This is a genomic window from Frankia sp. RB5 (assembly GCF_059816245.1).
The window spans coordinates 25,853-48,239 of record NZ_JCBATA010000053.1 but is presented as its reverse complement, the minus strand read 5'-3'; the positions used below and the strand labels follow the sequence as shown (position 1 = coordinate 48,239).

The window sequence follows — 22,387 nt, the reverse complement described above, 5'->3', positions numbered from 1 at the left end:
CACCGCGGCCCGCCGCCGGCAGGACGGAGCGCATCCATGACGGTCGCGACCCGTCCCCACCTCCCCACGCCCGAACCGAGGCGTCATGCTGGATCTTGAAGCGTCGGACCCCGCCGCCGTCGGCCCCTACGCCCTGCGGGCTCGCCTCGGCGAGGGTGGGATGGGCCGGGTGTATCTGGCGTACTCGCCGTCCGGGCGGCTGCTCGCCGTCAAGCTGATCCGCGCGGAGCTGGCCGGCGACGCCACCTTCCGGGACCGGTTCCGCCGGGAGGTCGCCGCCGCGCGCCTGGTCAGCGGGGCGTTCACCGCGCCCGTCGTGGACGCCGACCCCAACGCCCCCGTCCCCTGGCTGGCCACCCAGTACGTCGCCGGGCCGTCCCTGCACGAGGCGGTCGCCCAGGCCGGCCCGTTCGCCGAGCCGGTGCTGCGCCGCCTCGCCGCCGGGATCCTGGAGGCGATCATCGCCGTGCACCGGGTCGGCATCGTGCACCGCGACCTCAAGCCCAGCAACGTCCTGCTCGCCGCCGACGGCCCGCGCCTGATCGACTTCGGCATCGCCCGCGCCACCGACCACACCGAACTCACCCGCTCCGGCGACATCGTCGGCACCGCCGCGTACATGTCCCCCGAGCAGGCCGGCGGCCTGGAGGCCGGCCCCGCCGCGGACGTGTTCGCCGCCGCCGCCGTCCTGGTCTTCGCCGCGACGGGACGCGGCCCGTTCGGCCGGGGCGCTCCCGCCGCCGTGCTCTTCCGCGTCGTGCACGGCGAACCCGACCTGACCGGCGTCCCGCCGTCGTTGCACGACACGCTGCGTTCCTGCCTGGCGAAGGACCCGGCCAACCGTCCCGGCCCCGAGGCACTGCTCGGCTGGTTCGCCGACGGCGTCCAGGTCGCCGGCCCCACCTGGCCGTCCGCCGTCACCCGCCTGCTCGACCAGCGCGCCGCCGAACTCGCCACCCCCGCCTCGCCACGCTCCGCCACCCCCGCCGCACCCCCGACACCCAGCCCGTTCCCGGCGCCGACACCCAGCCCGTTCCCGGGTCCGTCGCCCAGCCCGTTCCCGGGTCCGTCGCCCAGCCAGCCGTCCGTGCCAGCGCCCGGCCCGACCCCGCCGGCACCCGAGGACGCACCGCCCACCCGCCTCACTCCGCCTGGCCGGACCGCACCGCCCAGACCGCCCCTCGCCCCCACCCGCGTCGCGCCTCCCACCTGGGCACCGCAGCCGACGCCCGCCCGCGGGCCGGCCCTGGGCACCGACCCCTCGACACCGGCGTCCGACCTCCCGGCACCGCCACAGACGCCACCGAAAACACCGCCGCCGGACCCTCCGCCTCCGACGCCACCGCCGCAGACTCCACCGCCGTTCGCGCCCGAGTGGACCCCGGATCCGGCGGCGGGATCGCCCGTCGGCGCGCCACGACCGACGGCGCCCGGCCCGGTGGTCTTTCCCGGCCGATGGAGATGGTTCCTGGCGACTGGCGGCGCGCTGCTCGCCGTCGTCCTGGTCCTGGCCTTCGCGGCGGCCGGGCTGATCTCCGATGCCGTGTCCGCCGACGCCACCATGGCGCCGTCCAGTCGCCTCAACCGGTGCTTCTGGGCCGGCGGGCTCCTCGTCGTCGCGCTGTACCTGCTGCCCGCGGCCCGGTGGCGGCTGCGCTACGCCCGCCGGCGCCCCGCCCTGTCGATCAGCCCGCACGGTCTGCACGCCGAGGTCGGCGGCGTCTCCTACGACATCGGCTGGCCCTATGTCGCCCGCGCCGACGTGATCTGCATCGGCCGCCACCAGGCGCTCGCCGTCTGGCCGGCCACACCGGGCACCACCTGGGTCGCCTCCTACGGCCGCCGCGCCCGCCGGCGCCCGCGCGGCCGCTACCGGGCCGGCTGGCACAACTCCCTGCTCGGCTGCGACGTGCTCCTGGACATCGGCCTCCTGCGCGGCCATCCCGCCCGCGAGGTCGCCACCGCCCTCGGCGCCGTTCCCCGCCCCTCCCCCACCGTCCCCCCGCCCGGCGACTACGCCCGGCCTCCGCACACGTTCGGCCGCGGTGGCCGATGGTGACGCCATCTCCCGCTGCTCAGTTGAAGCGTTCGCGGCGCCACCTCGTCCCGGCGCGCCCCGCCGACCGGATCCGCAACTGGTCCACCGATCCGAGCCGAAAGGATGTTCTTTGACGACCACCGGCGGCATCGTTCCCGACGAGCTTCGCGACCTGCTGGAACGTCCACTGTTCGCGAACCTCGCGACCGTCCGCGAGGACGGCAGCCCGCAGGTCAATCCGATGTGGTTCGAATGGGACGGCGAGTTCATCCGCTTCACCCACACGAACTTCCGCCGCAAGTTCCGGAACATCACGGCGAACCCGGCGGTCGCGATCTCCATCATCGATCCCACCGACCCGTACCGGTATGTCGAGGTGCGCGGAGTCGTCGAGCGTGTCGACCCGGATCCCACCGGCGCCTTCTTCGTCCGGCTGAACAAGCGTTACAGCGGCCCGTTCGGCCCGAGCCACCCGACGGACGCCGCCGACCGCGTCATCCTCGCCGTCCGCCCCACCGCCATCGGCAGGCGCTGAGCCTTCCATACTTCCTGGTTCTTTCGAATCTCGCGCCGCAGAGCCTCGTTCGGCTCGCAGATTCCCACTTTCACGATCACCCCCGCCGGCGGATCACGCAATCAAAAAGATCAGTAGTCACCCGAGTAATACAGGACATCTCGGTAGTCCTTCCTGGCACGGTGGCGGCGCGGGCGTTGAGGGCGTGGGCGGTGGCCGCGTAGCGGCGGCGGAACTCCTCGACTGTCCAGCCCTGCTGTCGGACCAGGCGCGCGAGCAACGTTCGAGGTCGGCGGAGGGCGACGACGTCCGTCCGTGAGCGCGTTCCGGACGCGGGCGGGCAGGTCTCGCCCCGGCGTCAGTCCACGGACTCGCACCTGTGCGGCGACCGCGGCCACGGGGCCGGCTGCGTCCCAGCGGTGACGCGCGGCGCGCACGACCTCGGCGAACGACGCCCGGTCCAGCTCCACCAGCGCGGCAGCGCCGCGCTGCAGACGGGTACGCGATATGTCCCGAGCCCACCACGGCGCTGCCGCGCGCCCAAGCGGCCCGGCGGGGCCTGTCTCAGTCGAAGATCTTGTGGGTGCCGACTCGGATCCACACGATATGCGGACCGGTATGCCCCTCCGGCGGCGTGCCATACGCCCACAGCGCGCGCCCATCCGGTCCCCAGCTCAGCTCGTAGATGCCCCGCGAGTTGAACCTCTTGATTCGCAGAGAGGGATGGAAGGTTCCCGTCTCCAGTCCAGCGAGGAACAGGGTGCGAGCCCGAATGAACGCCGCGCGTTGCTCGGGGCGCAGACGCCGCCAGTCCGCCCAGAACGCGGCGTCAGGCTCGTAGGTGGGCACACCGTCAGATTATACTGTGGGTGACGGATCAATGACCACGCTGCCCATGCCGTCCTGTGGATAGCCTCGGGGTCAGCCCGCCTCGGCCTGGTCATAGGGCATCCCAGACAGCAAGCGCGTGAAGGTCTCCTCGTCACACACGACGCTTCGTCCGGCGCGGTAGTCCGCTAGACCAGCCTCGGCCGCGCGCACCCATCCCTCGGGCGGGTCTTCGTCGACGATCTCGACGCCGCCCAGTTCCTCGTCGGGGTCGAGCACCCTGATTTCGCGCAGGGGCAGGTCGTGCGGCTCGCTCACCAGTACCCCTCTCGATCGTCGTGCCCGCGCCAACCCGTGCTAGCCAGACACGGCAACGATAGCGCAGTCACCTAACCTCGGCATGGGCCCTGACCCGACTGCGATGGTCATCGTGACCTTCCGTAGCAATCCGTGCCGTTGCCGTCGGATCATCTCAGACGTCCCGTACGCGAGGGTGGACGTATGTCCTGTCCTGCGTGCCGTCACGCCGCCGCCGGCTACGGGCGTGCGGCATCGGGCCAGAGCGCAGCTGTCCCCGCCGCGCCCCTGGCGAGAAGCGCGTCCAGGCGGGCTCGCAGCGCCGGTGTCGACGTGACTCACAGGCCGGGCAGGTCCAGCAGGGCCTCTTCCATGACCGCCAGCTCAAACGCGCGCTCGACCTTCTGCGGCTCGCCAGCCCCGCCCCGCGTGTAACCCAGGTGGGGCGGGAGTGAACGGTGGGGGCGTCGGCGGACGTGCGGGCTTTGCGGGGGTTCGCACGGCAGTGCCGACAACAAGGAGACGTTCGAAGAATGCGGAAGATCTTCTCGCTGCGCCGCAGTGTCGTCCTCGCGATCCTGGGGCTGCTCGTCGCCCTGGTCCTGCCGGCCACGGCGGCCTCCGCCTCCACTCCGGGGAAGCTCACGCTGTGTTCCAACGGCGGGTTCGACTCGTACGCGGAGTTCCCTGGCCGGGGAGGATTCTCCACGTACATCATCCCGGCCGGCACCTGCCATACCACGAATCTCGGTGGCTCGGTCAACGAGCAAGTGAACGTGCACAAGGGTAATGGCGCCTACATCGGCTCGACCATCTACAACGGGTCGGTCGGTCTGGTCATCGTCACGATTTCGGGTCCCAGCTTCTACGCATACGTGCCCTGACCGGGACGCGTTGACCTGATCCTCGCGAGGGCGTCCGGAGCAGTTCGCCGGGCGCCCTCGTGGCATCGCCGCCGATCCGGTCATTCCACGAGCTGGTTGTCGGGGATCTACCGGACGTCGCGGGCGGCGTCGGGCGGGGTGCGCAGGGCGGCGGGGGCGACGACCTCGTCGAGGAGCCAGACGGGGGTGTCGGGGGCGGCGGGGTCGCGGCCGAACCAGGTGGGCGGGCTCGCCGTCCGGTCCAGCAGGGCCTCCGCCTCGGGAGGGAGCCACAGGTGCTCGGCGGCGCCGTTCTCCCCGACCCGCTGCGCGGTGATCGAGGTGACGGCCGTGCGGACCGGCGCGACGGACGCCAGGAAGCGCAGCAGCCCGATCCACACCGCGTCCGGATCCGGCAGCGCGGCGACGACCGGCTCCACCGCGGACAGGTAGAGGTTGCCCTCCCGGGCCACGAGCTGCCAGATCAGGAAGGTCGCGAGGCCCATCACGCGTTCGAGCACCTCGTCGCGGCCCGCGGGGCGGCCCTCGACGGGGATGAAGCTGTCGCCGGTGAGCCGGATGTCGGCGTACTCCTTGCTCCGGGGCACCCAGGTGACCTCGTTGGCGGGCACGACGGCGCCGGCGGTGGGCACGAGGTCGTCGCGGGTGATGCCGAGCAGGTCGAGGGCGTGGTGGTGGACCCGTCCGGTGCGGTGCGGGGCGAGGTGGCGCAGTCCGTGGTGGGACTGGCCGACATAGGGCCGGGTCATCGCCTCGAAACCACCGGCGATGACCCGCTGGTGCCGGAAGTAGTTGACGCGCGCGCATTCCATCCACAGCCGCAGCGCCGGATGGCGGGCGGGGCCGAGGATCACGTCGTTGCTGACGCCGTTCGGCAGCACGTTCAGCGTGAACCCGACGGTTGACGCCGCGACCGCCGCGAACAGCTCCGGCAGCGACGCGGGCGCCAGGCCGGAGGGATCGGGGCCGGCGTCAGGGCCGGCGTCGAAGCGGATGTCGCCGTCGATGTAGAGGCCGCCGAAGGTGTGGACGAGCTCGACGCGCAGATGATCGGTGGCGCTGGTGTAGCCGCGGGGGCGCTGCTTGGTCATCTCCAGCACGTACTGCGGGTGCAGGTAGAGCGGATGCCCAGCGTGGAAGACCTCGTGCACGTTGACCAGGGCCACCCCGGTGTCTCGCGCCCACAGGACGACCTGGCGGGCATCGCCGAGCGGGTCGTCGACGCCGGGCGGCGGCGCGTCGGGATCCGCGAGCACGGCGGCGGCACGCGCACGGGGGATGTCCGTCCACAGCACGACGGTCGCTTCAGGGAAACGGCGCACGGCGGCGGCGTAATGGTCCCGGAACTTCGTGACCTCCGGCATCGGCTGGCCGACCCAGATGCCGTGCACCACGAACGGGATCTCCGCCGTCTCCGGCAGCGCGGGCGCCGAGGCGGGCCCGGGACTCGCCTGCGGGTCCGGCTCCAGCTGCGGGTCCGGCGGTGTGGTCTGCGGCGCGGTGGCGGCGGCCTGGGCCCAGTTCCGCGACGACGCGGGGCGGCGGGCGCGGAACACCGTCGCCGCGTCGGCGTCAAGTGCCGCCGGGGTGAGCTCCTCGGCGGTGGGCGCGGCTCGGGTGAGACTCAGCCGGCGCAGCAGCGGACCGACGTGCGCGGGCGGCAGCGCCGCGAGATCGACACCGGCGAGGAACAGCGGCGGTGCCGGCAGGCGGCACAGACCGAACACGTCCGCCCCCAGCCAGCCGGCGAGCGCCCGCTCGGCGGCCGGGGTGTGCAGCCGCGCGTCAAGCAGCCGCCGCAGCCAGGCCAGCAGGTCGGGTGCCGGCACGGGATGACGCCAGGCCGGCGGGGCGAGGTCCGCCGCGCGGCACAGCCGGTCCGCCAGCCGCAGCCCGGCGCGCACGCTCTCCCGCCGCCGCTGACCGGCGTCCGATTCGGTGGGCATGCACCTAATTCCCCCACACAACCGCTGCGTCGCGCACCAGGACCGGCACGCTCCGGACTGATCGGCTCCGGACTGATCCGGTCAGACCACCCGGGAGTGGTCGCCGAGACGATGCCAGGTGCGGTTGTGGTAGACGAGCGGCTCGGACGACGCGGCGTCGGCCGCCGGGTCGCCGGCCGGCGGGGCGCTGGTCCGCAGCGCCTGCACGACGACGACCGTCGAGTCGCCCGCCGACATCCGGTTCACGATGCGGCCGAGGATCCAGGCGTGCGCGTCCGGGAAGTAGGGCTCGCCGGTGTCGAGGCGGGCCCACCGGGAGGTGTCGGCGAAGCGGTCGACGCCGCTGGTCGCGCCGAGTTGCGCGAGGTCAAGCTGGCCCGCGCCGAGCAGATGCACGACGACGGTGGCGGAACCGAGGATGCCCGGCGTCGCCGAGGACGCGCCCGACGCCGAGAAGACCAGCAGCGCGGGTTCGGCGCTGACCGAGAAGACCGACGTCGCCGTCATCCCCACCGGGCCGTCCCCGGGGTCGGCCGTGATGAACGCGACCCCGGCGGGGTGGTTGCGGAACGCGGCCTTGAACTCCGCGGCGCTGACGGACGGCTCGGGCAGGTGACGTGCCACCAGCGGACGCCAGGTCGGCACGTGGTCATCGAGCGGCTCCCTGGCGGTGATCGTGTCGGGCACCGCGGTGTCCTCCCGGCGGGAGTCGGTCGTGAAGCCGTGCATCGGTGCGTCCTCTCCTCGGCGGGGCTGGCTCCACAACAACACGAAACGTGACCTGCACCATGTCGCGGATTGCGACAGAGAGGCGCACGTCACCTTTCCTACCGTCAGTGAGGATTCGGGCGGAGCGCCCGGAAACCCTCGTGGTCGGAGAACCTCACATGGACCAGATCCCGCTAGAGTTCGGCGCGTTCCTCGCGCCGTGGCACCGGGTCGACACCGACACCAACGCCGCCCTCCACCAGGACCTCGACCTGGCGGTGGCGATGGACCGCCTCGGATTCTCCGAGTTCTGGATGGGCGAGCACCACTCGGGCGGCGTCGAGATCGTCGCCGACCCGATGATCTTCCTCGCCGCCGCCTCGCAGCGCACCTCGCGCATCCGGCTGGGTCTCGGGGTGATGTCCCTGCCCTACCACAACCCGTTCCTGCTGGCGGACCGCCTGGTACTGCTCGACCACCTCAGCCGCGGCCGGCTGATGTTCGGCGCGGGCCCGGGACAGCTGGCCGAGGACGCCCGTTACCTCGGCATCGATCCGCTGGAGAACCGCCGCAAGATGGAGCAGTCGCTCGACGTCATCACCCGGCTGCTGCGCGGCGAGACCGTCAGCGAGAAGACCGACTGGTATGACCTGAACGGCGCCTACCTGCAGGTCGCCCCCTATTCGACGATCCACACCGCGGTGACGGCCACGGTGTCGCCGAACGGCCCGAAGCTCGCCGGTCGCCACGGCGCGGGTCTGCTCTCCCTCGCCGCCACCGACCCGGCCGGCGCCGCCGTGCTACGCCAGCACTGGGGCATCGCCGAGGAGATCGCCGCCGAGAACGGCCAGGTCGTGGACCGTCGCCACTGGCGGCTCACCTGCCCGATGCACATCGCCGAGACCGAGGCGAAGGCCCGCGAGAACGCCCGTCACGGCCTGCTGTACCTGATGAACTACCTCTCTCACGTCAGCCCCGGCATGCAGGAGGTTGACGACGTGGACGTCCTCATCGACGGCATCAACACGAGCGGGTTCGGGGTCATCGGGACCCCGGAGATGGCCGTCGAGCAGATCCGGCGTATGCAGGAGAAGTCCGGCGGATTCGGGAAGCTGCTGGTCCTCCACGGCGAGTGGGCCGCCATCGGGCCGAGTATCCGCAGCTTCGAGCTCATCGCCGAGCGGGTCATGCCCGAGTTCAACGGGTCGAAGGCGCGCCGGCAGCGCGGCTACGACGAGACCGTGACCAGCGGCGGGGCGGGCGCGAAGATGACCATGGCTGCCCAGGCCGCGGCGCAGGCACGCTTCGACTCCGAGCGGGCGGCCGCGGCGGCCGGCACCGTGGGATCATGATCCCACGGACTGCTCGTGCGGACGGGGCCGCAGGCTAGAAGGTGTGGCCGGAGAGGTCGAGGCCGAGCGCACGCACCTTGCGGTAGAGGGTCGACCGCGCGATGCCCAGGGCATCCGCGGCCGCCTTCTTGTTGCCGTTCGCGCGCGCCAGCGCCTCCATGAGGGCCTGGGCCTCGACCCGTTCCAGGCCATGCAGCGGCCGGCGGGCGGCCCTGGCCCGAATGACCGCGGGAAGCGCGGCGGCCGTCACCCGTTCCGTCGCCGGCCCGGCGGCCACCGCGCGCACGAGAGCCTCGAGTCCGGCGACGTTCGCCGGCCAGGTCGCCCGGGTGACGATCTGGACCGCCTCCGACGTCCACCGCTGGCGGCGCAGGCCGCCGGTCGCCCGCCAGGTGAGCTCCTCCAGCAACGGCGCGATGTCATCGGTACGGTCCGCGAGGGCGGGGACGTCGACCGTCACGTCGAAAAGGTCCAGCGCCGGCGTCTCGGCGGCGGACGGCTGCTGGGTGCAGGTGGCGACCACCGTGACGCCCCGCTCGCGGGCGAAGTCCAGCGCCCCCGCCAGCACCGGCTGCTCGCCCTCGCCCACGTGCTGGACGTGGCGCAGCAGCACCGCCGCGCGATCGTCGCCGTCGGCCGCGGCGATCGCCGTGCGCAGGCCGGCCGCCCAGCCGCCGGGCGCACCGACCGCACCGGCTCCACCGGCGGGGGTCGCGGCCAGGTCGACCACGCGGAGGTCCGTGATGCCCCGACCCGCGAGCCAGGCCCGGGCGATCACACTCTTGCCGCTGCCCCGCTCCCCGAGCAGGACCACACGGCCCGCCTCGACGCCGGCAAGTCGCCGGCGCAGCGCGGTCCACGCGGCGCTGCGCCCGACCAGGTCCGGCAGGTCCGCGACGGTGCTGGTGGCGGGTAAGGCGTCGACGCCGGCACACGGCGGCGCGGTCGCCCTCGCGCGCAGGCGCACGAGAGCGCCGACGGCGATCCCGCCGTCGACGACGGCCTCCGTGCTCATCGAGACCGCGCTGCCGTCGGACAGGACGAGCCGGTCCGTCCCGGCGCCACCGCCGCCCTGGCGCACCCACCGCCCCGCGCGTTCCCACAGCAGGGCCTGGTCCTGTGGGCCGAGCATCCGCGACGCCTTGGCGTTGGTCACGATGGTGCGCTCGTCCAGGCAGACGACGGCCTGGCCGTTGTCGTGGTTGGCACGCAGGTAGGCGGCCAGCAGCGCCTGCTCGTGCGTGCTCATCGCCCCGGTGAGGTTGCGCTCGATCTCGGCGGCGAGCTCGCAGACCCAGGCGAGCAGCAGGGGCGAGGTCTGGTCGTGGGCGCAGGTCAGGTCGATGGTGCCGATGATCCGCCGGGTCAGCGGATGGCGGATCGGGGCTCCCACACAGGTCAGCTGCAGCGACTCGGCGAAGAAGTGCTCCGGGCCCGCGATGAGCGCCGGCCGGCCGGTCTCCAGGACCATCCCGCCGCTGTTGGTGCCGATGGTGCGCTCGGCGAAGGAAAAGCCGGGAAGCACGTCGTGATGGTCGAGGCGGCGGCGGAAGCCGACGTGCTCGACGTAGCGCAGCAGCAGCCGGCCGGTGTGGTCGGTGAGACAGATACTCGCCGTGGTGTCGGCCAGGTGGTGGCGCCGCGTCTCCGTCACCGCCTGGGTCGCCCGGATGAGCTGCTCGGCCTCGCCCGGCTCGGCGTAGGTCGGGCGAGACCGCTCCGGCTCGAGCCCGTAGCCGAGCGAGCGACGCCAGGAGGCGAGGATGTCGGCGCGGACGCCGGGCAGGCGCTCGACGTCACCGCCGCTGCCCAGAAAACGCTCGCGGCTGCGGTAGACGGCTCGCGCCTGGTCGTCAAGCATCGACTGCGTCCCTCCGGAACATGCCCTCTGAACTGCGACATTGCCATGATGTGAACCTACTGACATTGTGTCAAGAAGGTCCTGCTGTCGCGAATTGCGACAGTCGCGGGGCACGGTCACTCCCTTAGCCTCAACGGCGCCGCACGCACCGGAACGATCAGGGGAGACACGATGAGCGGACGCGTCGAGGGCAAGGTCGCCTTCATCACCGGAGCCGCCCGCGGGCAGGGCCGCAGCCACGCCGTCCGGCTCGCGCAGGAGGGCGCGGACATCATCGCGATCGATCTCAACGAGGCGATCCCCGGCACCGGCTCGCCCGGTGCGACCGACGAGGACCTCGAGGAGACCGTCGCCGCCGTGCAGGCGCAGGGCAGGCGCATTCTCGCCAGCAGGGCGGACGTCCGCGACTTCGCCGCCATCAGGGCGGCCGTGGACGTGGGCGTGGCCGAGTTGGGGCGCCTCGACATCGTCAGCGCCAACGCCGGTATCGCCTCGCTGCCGCACCTCACGCACGAGCTGGCGGAGGAGACCTGGCAGACGATGATCGACATCAACCTGACCGGCGTCTGGCACACCGCGAAGGCGACGATCCCGCACCTGATCGCCGGGGGCCGGGGAGGCGCGCTGGTGCTCACCAGCTCGGCGGCGGGACTCAAGGCGTACGCGAACATCGCCCACTACGTCTCGGCCAAGCACGGCGTCGTCGGGCTCATGAAGACCCTCGCCGTCGAGCTCGCGCCGCACCTGATCCGGGTCAACAGTCTGCACCCGACGCAGGTGAACACCCCGATGATCCAGAACCCGGCGACCTACGAGCTGTTCACCGGCGACCCGAACGCGACCCGGGAGGACTTCGCGCCGGTGTCGCAGGCGACGAACGCGCTGCCGGTGCCGTGGGTCGAGCCCGAGGACGTCAGCAACGCGCTGCTGTGGCTGGCCTCGGACGAGGCCCGCTACGTCACCGGCGTCGCCCTGCCGATCGACGCCGGCACCGTCCTCAAGTGACCGCTGCGGCCGGGGCGCGCGGGCAGCGGGCGTTCTGATCGCGGTGGGCCTGGCGGTGACGGTTCTGCTGCGCTACACGCCGTTCGCCGCTGGGCGCAGGCGCTCGGGGCCAACGAGAGCGCGGCCTACCTCGCCGGCGTCCCGGTCCGGCGGATCAAGATCGCCGCCGCCGGCGAGGCGGGCGCGGCCATCCAGGCGAGATCGGCGACCGTCACGACGAGCCGGGCGGCGATCGCCTCCGCCTCCAGGCCGGAGTCGAGGGCGCAAGGGCCGCCTCGCCGGCGAGATCAGTGGCGCACCGCTGTCCGAGGAGTCGATCCTCCACGCGATCGCCTGACGGACCCGGCCACCCCAGCCACCCCGTCCGTGGCGGCGCGAGCGAGGACAGGGTGGCCGGGCTCGTCCGCCGGGCTCGGGCTGGCACTACCTGCCGAACCCGCCGATCAGGCGTCGGGCACGGGGCGCAGGGTGTTGCGGTCGGTGTGGGCCACCGGGGCGCCGGGAACCCGCACGTGGGTGATGGTGGTGGTGGAGTCGTAGGACCAGGTGCCGTCGGGGTTCGCGGTGATCGCGACCTCGTAGAGCGTGGTCTTCGCGGCCCGGTCGAGGTACGGGTTGGACAGGATGCCGTAGGTGACGGAGCCGAGCTCGGCGCGCAGGGTGAAGCTGGTCGCGTCGGGCGCGGCGGCACCGCCGGCGATGAGGGTCTGGCCGCGCGGCACCATGAACGAGCGCAGCACGTGGCCGAGCTCGGCGTCCCACAGCCAGTAGCCGACCTCGGTGTGGAACGGGTTCTCCTCGCCGGTGCGCCAGGCGGCCATCCGGTAGTCGAGGCCGTAGAGGTGCTGGGTGCCGTTGTCGACGGGGCCGAACGGCTTGAGGGTGACCCGCTCCCGGTAGGGAGTCGTGACCATCGAGCCCTCGACGTTCCCGAAGGCGACGTCGACGCCCTGCTCACCCTCCCACTCGCCGGCCAGGGCCGCCAGCGGGCCCCACTCGGGCCCAACCTTCTCGGTCAACGCCGAAACCTCCTCGTCAGGTCCTGCTGAGCAGAACTGTGCCACCCGCGGGCCGCGGGTGGGGTCGATACGTGTCTCGCCGAAGCAAGCTCACCGTATGGGTAGGAACCGTATGGGCAGGACATGTCGGACTGGGAAACGGGGAGATCGCGCACCGGTGCCGAGGGAGCGGGTCAGGCCCCGGCACCGGTGCGCCCCGCCACGCGGCTGGGTCAGGCCGGCGTGGCGGGCGTGTGGGGCGCCGCCGCCTCGTGCTCGTAGTTCGCCCAGCGTTCCTCGATGTCCTGCTGGGCGAGTTCGGTCAGGCGGGCGGCGGCGTCGGGGGCGACCGCGCCGAGCCGCGTGAAGCGCGTCTCGGTCGCGGCGAACTCGGCGAACGGCATCGACGGCTTGCGCGAGTCGAGGCTGAACGGCGCCTCGGACCGCGGGTCGTAGCGGTAGAGCGGCCAGTAGCCCGAGCGCACGGCGGCGCGCTGGTGGCTGAGGCCCTCGGTCATGTCGATGCCGTGGGCGATGCAGTGGCTGTAGGCGACGATGAGCGACGGGCCCTCCCAGCTCGCGGCCTCGGTGAACGCGCGCACGGTGTGCCGGTCGTTGGCGCCGAGGGCGACCTGGGCGACGTACACGTCGCCGTAGGCGGCGGCGATGAGGCCGAGGTCCTTCTTGCGGGTGCGCTTGCCGCCGCCGGCGAACTTCGCGACGGCGCCGCGCGGCGTCGACTTGGACGCCTGCCCGCCCGTGTTCGAGTACACCTCGGTGTCGAGGACGAGCACGTTGACGTTGCGCCCGGAGGCGAGCACGTGGTCGAGGCCTCCGAAACCGATGTCGTAGGCCCAGCCGTCGCCGCCGACGATCCACACCGCCCGCTCGACGAGGTCGTCGAGCAGCGGGTCCAGACGCCTGTAGATCCGCGGATCGGCGGTGGCGGCGGTGGCGGCGGTGGCGAGGCGGCGGCGCAACTCGGCGACGCGCTCGCGCTGGGCGGCGATGCCGGCGTCGGTGCTCTGGTCGGCGCCGAGGATGTCGTCGACGAGCTGGTCGCCGGTGAGGGCGGGCGCGACGTCGCGCAGCAGGCGGCGGGCCTCGCGGGCGCGGGCGTCGAGGGCCAGGCGCATGCCCAGGCCGAACTCGGCGTTGTCCTCGAACAGCGAGTTCGCCCAGGCGGGGCCGCGGCCGTCGGGGCCGGTCGTCCACGGCGTCGTCGGCAGGTTCCCGCCGAAGATCGACGAGCAGCCGGTGGCGTTGGCCACCACGATGCGGTCGCCGTAGAGCTGGGTGAGCAGCTTCAGGTAGGGCGACTCGCCGCAGCCGGCGCAGGCCCCGGAGAACTCGAACAGCGGCAGCCGCAGCTGCGAGCCGCGCACGTCGTCGCCGGGCACCAGGGTCGGGTCGAACGCCGGCAGCGTCTCGAAGAACGCCCAGCCGGCGCGTTCCTCCGCCAGGCGCGGCGCGGCGTCGACCATGTCGAGGGCCCTGTGCTCGCGGTCGTCCTTGCTGACGGCCGGGCACACCTTCGCGCACAGGCTGCACCCGGTGCAGTCGTCCGGGGCGACCTGAACGCTCACCCGCAGCCCGGCCAGGTCCTTCTCCTTCGGCTCCCGCGACTTGAAGGTGGCGGGCGCGTCGGCGAGCAGCGCCGGGTCGTAGGCGCTCATTCGGATCGCGGCGTGCGGGCAGACCATCGCGCACTTGCCGCAGTTGATGCACAGCTCGGCGTCCCAGACGGGCAGCTCGCGGGCGATGGCGCGCTTCTCGTAGCGGGCCGTTCCGACCGGGAAGGTCCCGTCGACCGGCAGGGCGCTGACGGGCAGCAGGTCCCCCTCCCCCGCCATGATCCGCGCGGTGACCTCCTTCACGAACACCGGCACGTCCGCGGCGGCGCCCCCGACACCGGCACCGTCGAGCAGGCCTGTCTCTGCGCCGACGGCGACGCCGAGCCGGCGCGCCGGGCGGTGGCCGACCGTCCGCTCACGCAGATCCACCTCGGCGAGCGCGCCGAGGGAGGCGTCGACGGCGGCGTAGTTGCGGGCGAGCACCGCCTCACCGCGCTTGCCCTGGGCGACGCGGATCGCGTCCTTGACCGCCGCCACCGCCTTCGCCGGCTCCAGCAGGCCGGACAGGGCCAGGTAGCAGGTCTGCAGGACGGGGCTGACGATGCCGGGCAGGCCCGCCTCGCGGGCGACCCGGTCGGCGTCGACGACGAACAGCCGCCCGCCGCCGTCGAGCAGATGGCGCTGCGCGTTCGTCGGCAGGTGCGCCCACACCTCGTCCGCGCCGTACGGGCTGTTGATGAGCACGGTGGCGCCGGGCGCGGCGACGGCGAGCACGTCGACCCGCTCCAGCAGCGAGAACTGGTGCACGCCGACGTACTGGGCGTCCCGGATCAGCCAGGGGGCGTCGATGGGCCGCGGGGACAGCCGCAGGTGCGAGACGGTCATCGACCCGGACTTCTTCGAGTCGAAGACGAAGTAGGCCTGGGCGTGCAGGTCGGTGTGGTCGGCGACGATGCCGGCGGTGGCCCGGGTGGCGCCGACGGTGCCGTCGCTGCCCAGGCCGTAGTACACGGCGCGGCGCACGTCGCCGGGCTCGCCGAAGTCGGCGTCGTCGACGGGCGGCAGCGACAGGTGGGTGACGTCGTCGTGGATGCCGACGGTGATCTCGCGGCGCGGCTCATCCCGGGCGAGCTCGGCGAACACCGCCGCGGCCATCTCCGGGGTGAACTCCTTCGACGCGAGCCCGTAGCGACCGCCGATGACCCGCGGCATCGGCGCCGGCCCCGTCCGCTCGGCGAGGGCGGCGAGGACGTCGAGGCGCAGCGGCTCGCCGACGGACCCCGGCTCCTTCGTCCGGTCGAGGACGGCGACGGCGCGCACGGTCGCGGGCATGGCGGCGAGCAGCGCGGCGGTGTCGAACGGCCGGTAGAGACGGATCTGCACACAGCCGACCCGTTCGCCGCGGGCGACGAGCGCGTCGACGGCGTCACGCACCGCGGAGCGCCCCGAACCCATGATGACCACGACCCGCTCGGCCTGCGGATGACCGTGGTACTCGACGATCCGGTAGCGCCGTCCGGTGGCCGCGGCGAGGGAGTCCATCGCCTGCTGGACGAGTGCCGGGACGGCGGCGTGGTAGACGTTGGCGGCCTCGCGGGCCTGGAAGAACGTGTCCGGGTCCTGGGTGGTGCCGCGGATGACGGGATGGTCGGGGTTCAGCGCCCGGCGGCGGTGGGCCTCGATGTGGCCGGCGTCGAACAGGGCATCGAGGGTCGTGTCGTCGATCTCGGTGACCTCGCCGAGCTCGTGCGAGGTGCGGAAGCCGTCGAAGAAGTGCAGGAACGGGACCCGGCTGGCCAGGGTGGCCGCGTGCGCGACGGCGGCGAGGTCGTGCGCCTCCTGCGGGGAGGCGGAGGCGAGCATCGCGAAGCCGGTCGTGCGGGCGGCCATCACGTCGCTGTGGTCACCGAAGATGGACAGCGCGTGGGTGGCGATCGTGCGGGCGGCGACGTGCAGGACCATCGGCGTGAGCTCGCCGGCGATCTTGAACATGTTCGGCAGCATCAGCAGCAGGCCCTGCGACGCGGTGAACGTCGTGGACAGCGCCCCGGCCTGCAGCGCGCCGTGCACGGCGCCGGCCGCGCCGCCCTCGCTCTGCAGCTGCACGACCTCGGGGACGGCGCCCCACAGGTTGGGCCGTCCCTTCGCCGCCCAGGCGTCGGCGAGTTCGCCCATCGCGGACGCCGGGGTGATCGGGTAGATCGCGATCACCTCGCTCGCCCGGTAGGCCACGGACGTTGCGGCCTCGTTCCCATCGATCGTCTTCTGACCCATGCCGTCCAGGGTCGCCTCGCCGATGCGGCGGAGACGAGGGACATCCTTCCCCCGTCGGCGGCCGGAAGAGCCCGGCACGATCGCGCCTCCCGGTTGCACCGGCCGGTAGCGTCGGGTGCGTGAGCCAGGGCGAGTCGGGAAGCGGACGGGATTTCGGCGCCATCCACAGCCACGGGCTGGTGCGCGTCGCGGCGGCGACGCCGCTGGTGGCGACGGCGGATCCGGCGCGCAATGCCGAGGCGACGATCGCGCTGGCCCTGGAGGCGGACGCGGCCGGCGTGGACGTCGTCGTCTACCCGGAGCTGGGCCTGTCCGCCTACGCGCTCGACGATCTGCACCTGCAGGAGGCGCTGCTCGGCGAGGTCGAGCGCGCCGTGGCCACGGTGTGTGAGGCGAGCGCGGAGCTCGGGCCGGTGCTGCTGGTCGGGGCGCCGCTGCGGCGCGGCGGGCGGCTCTACAACACGGCGCTGGTGATCTCGCGCGGGCGGCTGCTCGGCGTCGTACCGAAGACCTACCTGCCGAACTCGCGGGAGTACTACGAGAAGCGCTGGTTCGCCTCGGGCGCGGGCACCGACGGGGGTGAGATCACGGTGGCGGGGCGCACGGCGCCGTTCGGGACGGACCTCGTCTTCGCCGCCTCCGACCTCGCCGATCTGGTCGTCGGGGTGGAGATCTGCGAGGACTACTGGGCGCCGGTGCCGCCGTCGTCGTTCGCGGCGCTGGCCGGGGCGACGCTGCTGGCGAACCTGTCGGCGTCGAACATCGTCGTCGGCAAGGCGGCGGTGCGCGCGTCGCTGTCCGCGGCGCAGTCGGTGCGGGCGATGGCGGCCTACGTGTACTCGGCGGCGGGGACCGGCGAGAGCACGACGGACCTGGCCTGGGACGGGCAGGGCACGATCCACGAGCTCGGGGACCTGCTCGCCGAGTCGGAGCGGTTCGCCGACGGGCCGCAGCTCGTCGTCGCCGACGTCGACCTCGCCCGGGTGCGCCTGGAGCGGATGCGCACGCCGACGTTCGGGGACGCGGCGGTGTTCGCCGGGGAGCCGTCACGGCGTTTTCGCACGGTCCGGTTCGATCACCGGCCGCACCGGCGGGACGTCGGGCTGCGCCGTCACCAGCGGCGGTTCCCGTTCGTGCCGGACACCCCCGAGCGGCTCGACCTCGACTGCTACGAGGCGTTCAACATCCAGGTGCACGGGCTGGTGCGCCGGGTGCGGGCGACCGGCGGCGGCCGGATGGTGATCGGCGTGTCCGGTGGGCTGGACTCGACACACGCGCTGATCGTCGCGGCGAAGGCGTGTGACCTGCTCGGCGTGCCGCGCACGTCGATCCTGGGGTACACGCTGCCCGGCTTCGCGACGTCGGAGGAGACGAAGGCGAACGCGTGGGCGTTGATGCGGGCGCTCGGGGTGACAGCGGCGGAGATCGACATCCGCCCGGCGGCGCGCCAGCTGCTGGGTGACCTCGGGCATCCGGCGGCGGCCGGGGCGGCCCAGTACGACATCACCTACGAGAACGTGCAGGCCGGGCTGCGCACCGACTACCTGTTCCGGCTCGCGAACCTGCAGGGCGGGTTCGTCGTCGGCACCGGCGACCTCAGCGAACTGGCGCTGGGCTGGTGCACGTACGGCGTCGGCGACCAGATGAGCCACTACGCCGTCAACGCCGGCGTCCCGAAGACGCTGATCCAGTACCTGATCCGCTGGACGGTCAGCTCCGGGCAGGTCGACGACGCCACCGGCCGGCTGCTCACCGCGATCCTGGACACCGAGATCTCCCCGGAGCTGGTGCCCGCCGACGCCGAGACCGGCGCGATGCAGAGCACCCAGGACCGGATCGGCCCCTACGAGCTGCACGACTTCTTCCTGTTCCACGTGCTGCGCTACGGGCTGCCGCCGTCGACGGTGGCGTTCCTCGCCTGGCACGCCTGGCGCGACGCGGGCACCGCCGGCTGGCCCGCCGGCTTCCCCGCCGCGGACCGGCACGCCTACGACCTGCCGACGATCGAGCGCTGGCTGCGGGAGTTCCTGGTCCGTTTCTTCGCCGTGTCGCAGTTCAAGCGCTCGGCGCTGCCGAACGGCCCGAAGGTCTCCTTCGGCGGCTCCCTGTCCCCCCGTGGCGACTGGCGAGCCCCCTCCGACGCGAGCGCCGCCGCCTGGCTCGCCGAACTCGACCGCAACGGCCCACGGCGCCAGCGGGGCTAGCGGGGCTCCGGCGGGAGGCCGGGGTGGCGGCGGGCGGCGAGGACCGCGGCGCCGCCGGCCGCGGCGAGAACGGCGGCGACCAGGTAGGCGACGACGAACGGCCCGGCATGCACCGCGTCGCCGACGATCGCCGACAGCAGGCTCATCCCGATCACCGCGCCGATCTGCAGCGAGGTCTGCTGCAGGGAGCTGGCCAGGCCGAAGCTGTCGGCGGGTGCGGCGTTGCCGGTGATGACCAGCAGCGGCGGCTGCGCGTGCCCGAACGCCAGCCCGCTGACGATCAGCCCGGCGATGACGACGCCCAGCAGGTCAAGGCGGGTGCCCAGCGCCAGCAGGACGAGGGCGATCGCGTACCCGGCGCCGGCGACGGCGGCGAGCGTCCGGGCCGACATGACCCCGCCGAGCCGGCTCGCCGACGGCGCGGCCAGCGCGATCGACAGCGTGCGGGCCATCGTCACCACCGACGTCAGCGCCACCGACAGCCCGAACACGCCTTCCAGGAGCAGCGGGGTGACCAGGAAGTTCCCCAGGTGCGCCGCGCCGAAGAGGAACGAACTGGCGCCGGCGGCGCGGATGTCGCGCTCGACGAGCAGCTCGGTGGGGATCACCGGCGTGCGGGTACGCCGCTCGACGAGCATGAGCAGCCACAGCAGCAGCGGGACGGCGACCAGCAGGCCGATGACGATCGGCCGGAACCCCCAGCTGGCGGCCCGGTTGACGCCGAACGTCAACGCGAACGTGGCCGCCGCGAGTACGACGGCGCCGGCGCGGTCCAGGGTGATCCCGCGGTCGCCACTGTCGTGCGGCAGGATCCGCGCCGCCGCGACCAGTGCACCGAGCGCCAGCGCCGCCTGGATGAGGAACAGCGGCCGCCAGCCGATCGAGTCGATCACCAGGCCGCCGACCGCGAGCCCCGTCACCGACGCCCCCGACAGCACCCCCGACGCCATCGCCGAGGGCCGGACCCGCTCCTGCGGCGGGAAGGCGTGGAACAGCATCGCGAACGACGCCGGAATCGTCGCCGCGCCCGCCACCTGCGCCGCCGCCCGGAACGCGATGAGCGAGAGCGGATCCCAGGCCACCGCCGTGGCCACCGAGAACACCACGGCGAGCACCGAGCCGACGAGGAACGTGCGCCGATGGCCGCGGATGTCGCCGACCCGGCCGAGGATCGGCATGGCCACCGCCTGGGCGAGCATCGCCCCGGTCACAGACCAGGCGATGAGGTCGACGCTGCTGTGCAGATCACCCGCCACCGTGCGGATCGACACGGACAGCACCGTCGCCGTGAACGTCGTCGCGAACATCCCCGCCAGGCACACATAGAGGATCAGCCGCCGGTCAGGATCTCCGCCGGCGCGCGGGGACGAATTCCGCGAATATGCCGGATTTTTCGCTTCTGCAGCGGAAACGGCCTGAATCGTCGTCTCTTCGGCCGCGACCACCGGCCGGGGCGCGGGCGGTGGGGTCGGGATGGCTCGCCGCGGGTCCTGGTCCTGCGTGAACACCCGAACTCCCCTCCAGCACCCGCGCCGCAAACCCTCCGATCGTCAACTGTCGGTCCGCGTCAGCGCAACCAGTTGCTCCGTGCTCGTCCCGTTGTTATTGGGTGGCGCTGATCTGTGCCCGCTACATCCCTTTGGAGGCTATTTCGGATAGGCGGCGAAGGCCATGATCCACGTGCCGGGATGGGTGGCGCCGGACTGGTCGAGGACGGGGCCGGCGTCCCAGGTGAGCGGCGTCGAGGTGGTGGTGTCGGGCGGGGTGACGAGGACACGGACCGCGTCGAACGCGCCGTCCGCGCCCGGTGAGACGGTCAGGTAGCGCAGGTTCGCCCGGGTCTGCCCGCCCGGGGCGAGCACGATCCGGCTGGGCCGGACGAGTGGTGAGCGCACCACGTCGTAGGTGGACCCGTCTCGCGCTACCAGCTCGACGCCCGGATACCCGGTGACGGCGCAGCTCCGCGACGACCGGTTCGTGAGGATCACCGGGCGCTCGTGCTGGTCGCCCGTGTTCACGTGGGCCGCCCCGAGCGTCACGGTCAACTCCCCCGCCGCGCATCGCGCCGCCGCCCGTCCGGCCGGCGCCGCCGAGCCTCCGCCGACAGCCGCCGTCACTCCGGTCGCCGTGGCCCCGGTGGCCCCGGGCGCTGTCGTGCTCGGTCCCGGTCCCGCGGGACCCGACCCGCTCACGGTCGCGGCGGTCGAGCCGCCACAGGCAGCAAGCGAAACGCCGAGCAGAACCGCCAGCGGCCCGGCCGCCGCACCGGCGACGGCGGAGCGAAGCGGGAGACGTCGCATCGCGCGTCCTCATCCTCAGGAGCCCGCGATCTCCACGCCACACGCCACCGCCGCCGACCAGCGCGGGCTCCGACCACCCGGCGACGCCACGCAGCGTATGCGCCCCATCAACCTCCGGCAGATCGGAAGCGCGACACCCCCGCGTCACCCGTGTAGTCGGCCAGCCGACGCCGCCGCGGCGCCGCGCGAGCGGTCCCGCCCAGGAAGCTCAGGTCGACTCTGCTCGGCCCTTGGCTACGACGGATTCGTAGTCGGTCAGGATCCGGTCCGTCGGGACGCGCGTCGGGAAACGGACGATCCGTCCGGAGTTCTTTTCAATCACCCGGCCCAGCGAGCCCACAAACGAGTCGCCGAGGTAGCCCGTCTCGTTGATGAGCCACCCCTGCGGGAACTCGATGAGACTCCAGGGCCGCTCCCGGTCGTCGCTGGACCGCCCGAGCAGCGCCGCGGCTATCTCCCGTGCCCTTCTCTCGTCAATCACGCGTCGTCCTCCCGAACCGGCCTGCCGTCGCCGTCAAAAAGGATGGAATAGTAGTGTGCTATCCGTCGATCGGAGAAGCCGGTGATCGCCTCGGTGGGCGGCCACGGTTCAGCCGCCCCCTCCTGCCCGTCGACTGCCAGGACGCGGCCGCCGTCGTTCACCGCGTTGAACCAGTGCGCACCGCCCGTTCTCCAGCGCACGAGTACCAGCGCGGAGCTACCGGGACCGGCATTCTGGAGATCGCGTTCAATACCCGCGGAACTCGTGCGTCGCTCCGTGGATCCGGCCCATTCCCGCATGCGGTCAATGGACTCTCCCTGCACCTCGGGGTCGGCAAGAGCCGCCGCCGTCGACGGCTCGCCTCGCCAGCTCAGCTCGACCGCCCGTGTGCACTCGCCACAGTTGTAGCCACGCCCGTCCGCCTCGGGCTCCGGATTGACCTCTCGAACCCACTCGGCCGGAGCCCGGCGCCCACCCGCTACGTCGGACTTCGGCTCAGGCAGCAGGTACTCCCCCGGATATCGCCGCCAGACGTCATCCATACCCTTCGCAACATGATCGGGGATCACCCGTCCAGCGGGCTTCTCAGACGCATCCTGTTCGGCGGCGCCTTGCCCGGCACGGCGATGCGTTTCGTCGGCTCCGCCGATCCCATCGCCTTTCGCGATGCTTTCTGGGGCTTTGCCCGCTGCGTCACGGTCGAGCGCGTCGGACTTCGCGACGGCGCCGGCGAGTTCGGGGAGCCGTGACACCTGCGACTCAGTCGGCTCGTCCAGGCCATCCAACAGCCGTAGCTTTGCATCAAGCGCACGGGTCCGCGCGATCTCGGGCGGCGGAAGCCCGGACGGGGCATCCCCGCCCTTCGGTACATCAGCGGACATCGGAGCTCACGGAATCAGTATCGTCACCCCGCCCCGGGTAACGCGCAGCAAAACGGGATGGCGACCACAGGCCGTTCTCGTTATCGCGGCTCTCACCTGCCTGTCCGCGCTGTCCCAGGGCACGGCCACCACATATCGGCAGGGCGACGATCTCTTCCGGAGTTCCACCTCTGTGCCCGCACGGACACATTCTCTTCCGCCCGCGCACAGAGGCCGACGCGGAAGCCGACGCGCCGGGCGGG

At 72.8% G+C, this 22,387-nt stretch carries 17 protein-coding genes; 6 read left to right on the top strand and 11 right to left on the bottom strand.

Annotated features, from left to right (window positions below; genetic code table 11):
* Window positions 1-85 precede the first annotated feature (85 nt).
* Together AC6EXY_RS24270 and AC6EXY_RS24265 are read left to right on the top strand one after the other, a co-directional pair.
* Window positions 86-2,059 carry a serine/threonine-protein kinase gene (locus tag AC6EXY_RS24270; protein WP_499816519.1) on the top strand — a complete coding sequence of 658 codons (1,974 nt, stop codon included), beginning with the start codon at window positions 86-88 and terminating at the stop codon, window positions 2,057-2,059.
* Window positions 2,060-2,168: 109 nt separating this feature from the next.
* The gene (locus AC6EXY_RS24265; RefSeq protein ID WP_243407870.1) at window positions 2,169-2,573 is read left to right on the top strand and encodes a PPOX class F420-dependent oxidoreductase; all 405 of its coding nucleotides are present in this window, start codon (window positions 2,169-2,171) and stop codon (window positions 2,571-2,573) included.
* Between the two features lie 543 nt (window positions 2,574-3,116).
* On the opposite strand, the gene AC6EXY_RS24260 is transcribed toward AC6EXY_RS24265, so the two are convergent.
* Window positions 3,117-3,401, bottom strand: a complete 285-nt coding sequence (locus tag AC6EXY_RS24260) for a hypothetical protein (RefSeq protein ID WP_101833504.1) — start codon at window positions 3,399-3,401, stop codon at window positions 3,117-3,119.
* A 72-nt stretch (window positions 3,402-3,473) separates the two neighbouring features.
* Complete coding sequence (locus AC6EXY_RS24255; protein ID WP_101833505.1) at window positions 3,474-3,698, bottom strand: hypothetical protein; 225 nt, start codon at window positions 3,696-3,698, stop codon at window positions 3,474-3,476.
* Between the two features lie 512 nt (window positions 3,699-4,210).
* Here AC6EXY_RS24255 and AC6EXY_RS24250 point away from each other — a divergent pair.
* The gene (locus AC6EXY_RS24250; protein ID WP_499816518.1) at window positions 4,211-4,561 is read left to right on the top strand and encodes a hypothetical protein; all 351 of its coding nucleotides are present in this window, start codon (window positions 4,211-4,213) and stop codon (window positions 4,559-4,561) included.
* A gap of 107 nt (window positions 4,562-4,668) precedes the next feature.
* Here AC6EXY_RS24250 and AC6EXY_RS24245 read toward each other — a convergent pair whose 3' ends face one another.
* Window positions 4,669-6,507 carry a hypothetical protein gene (locus tag AC6EXY_RS24245; RefSeq protein WP_499816517.1) on the bottom strand — a complete coding sequence of 613 codons (1,839 nt, stop codon included), beginning with the start codon at window positions 6,505-6,507 and terminating at the stop codon, window positions 4,669-4,671.
* An 81-nt stretch (window positions 6,508-6,588) separates the two neighbouring features.
* Window positions 6,589-7,236, bottom strand: a complete 648-nt coding sequence (locus AC6EXY_RS24240) for a flavin reductase family protein (protein WP_499816516.1) — start codon at window positions 7,234-7,236, stop codon at window positions 6,589-6,591.
* A 158-nt stretch (window positions 7,237-7,394) separates the two neighbouring features.
* Between AC6EXY_RS24240 and AC6EXY_RS24235 the strand changes: the two genes are divergently transcribed.
* Window positions 7,395-8,567: an LLM class flavin-dependent oxidoreductase gene (locus tag AC6EXY_RS24235; protein ID WP_499816515.1), complete on the top strand. Its 1,173-nt coding sequence runs from the start codon at window positions 7,395-7,397 to the stop codon at window positions 8,565-8,567.
* 34 nt (window positions 8,568-8,601) lie between these two features.
* On the opposite strand, the gene AC6EXY_RS24230 is transcribed toward AC6EXY_RS24235, so the two are convergent.
* A complete protein-coding gene (locus tag AC6EXY_RS24230; RefSeq protein WP_101833714.1) occupies window positions 8,602-10,428 on the bottom strand; it encodes a sigma-54-dependent Fis family transcriptional regulator in 1,827 nt (608 codons plus the stop codon).
* Window positions 10,429-10,599: 171 nt separating this feature from the next.
* Here AC6EXY_RS24230 and AC6EXY_RS24225 point away from each other — a divergent pair, with 171 nt between their 5' ends.
* Window positions 10,600-11,433, top strand: a complete 834-nt coding sequence (locus tag AC6EXY_RS24225) for a mycofactocin-coupled SDR family oxidoreductase (RefSeq protein ID WP_101833716.1) — start codon at window positions 10,600-10,602, stop codon at window positions 11,431-11,433.
* 443 nt (window positions 11,434-11,876) lie between these two features.
* Here the strand turns inward: AC6EXY_RS24225 and AC6EXY_RS24220 are convergent, their stop codons facing one another.
* Window positions 11,877-12,452 carry a heme-binding beta-barrel domain-containing protein gene (locus tag AC6EXY_RS24220; RefSeq protein ID WP_499816514.1) on the bottom strand — a complete coding sequence of 192 codons (576 nt, stop codon included), beginning with the start codon at window positions 12,450-12,452 and terminating at the stop codon, window positions 11,877-11,879.
* A gap of 212 nt (window positions 12,453-12,664) precedes the next feature.
* Window positions 12,665-16,279 (bottom strand): pyruvate:ferredoxin (flavodoxin) oxidoreductase, encoded by a 3,615-nt coding sequence (gene nifJ, locus AC6EXY_RS24215; RefSeq protein WP_101833719.1) that lies wholly within the window; start codon window positions 16,277-16,279, stop codon window positions 12,665-12,667.
* 119 nt (window positions 16,280-16,398) lie between these two features.
* On the opposite strand from nifJ, the gene AC6EXY_RS24210 reads away from it, so the two are divergent.
* Window positions 16,399-18,483, top strand: coding sequence for an NAD(+) synthase (locus tag AC6EXY_RS24210; RefSeq protein ID WP_499816512.1), 2,085 nt, complete (start codon window positions 16,399-16,401; stop codon window positions 18,481-18,483).
* Here AC6EXY_RS24210 and AC6EXY_RS24205 read toward each other — a convergent pair.
* From AC6EXY_RS24205 to AC6EXY_RS24190, 4 genes are all read right to left on the bottom strand, one after another.
* Entirely contained in the window at window positions 18,480-19,991 is a 1,512-nt protein-coding gene (locus AC6EXY_RS24205) for an MFS transporter (RefSeq protein ID WP_499842413.1), read from the bottom strand. The genes AC6EXY_RS24210 and AC6EXY_RS24205 overlap by 4 nt on opposite strands.
* Window positions 19,992-20,129: 138 nt before the next feature.
* A complete protein-coding gene (locus AC6EXY_RS24200; protein WP_101833724.1) occupies window positions 20,130-20,783 on the bottom strand; it encodes a DUF4232 domain-containing protein in 654 nt (217 codons plus the stop codon).
* 208 nt (window positions 20,784-20,991) lie between these two features.
* Window positions 20,992-21,264 (bottom strand): SUKH-4 family immunity protein, encoded by a 273-nt coding sequence (locus AC6EXY_RS24195; protein WP_101833726.1) that lies wholly within the window; start codon window positions 21,262-21,264, stop codon window positions 20,992-20,994.
* The gene (locus AC6EXY_RS24190) at window positions 21,261-22,145 is read right to left on the bottom strand and encodes a toxin glutamine deamidase domain-containing protein (protein WP_101833728.1); all 885 of its coding nucleotides are present in this window, start codon (window positions 22,143-22,145) and stop codon (window positions 21,261-21,263) included. The genes AC6EXY_RS24195 and AC6EXY_RS24190 overlap by 4 nt, the downstream gene beginning before the upstream one ends.
* Window positions 22,146-22,387 lie beyond the last annotated feature (242 nt).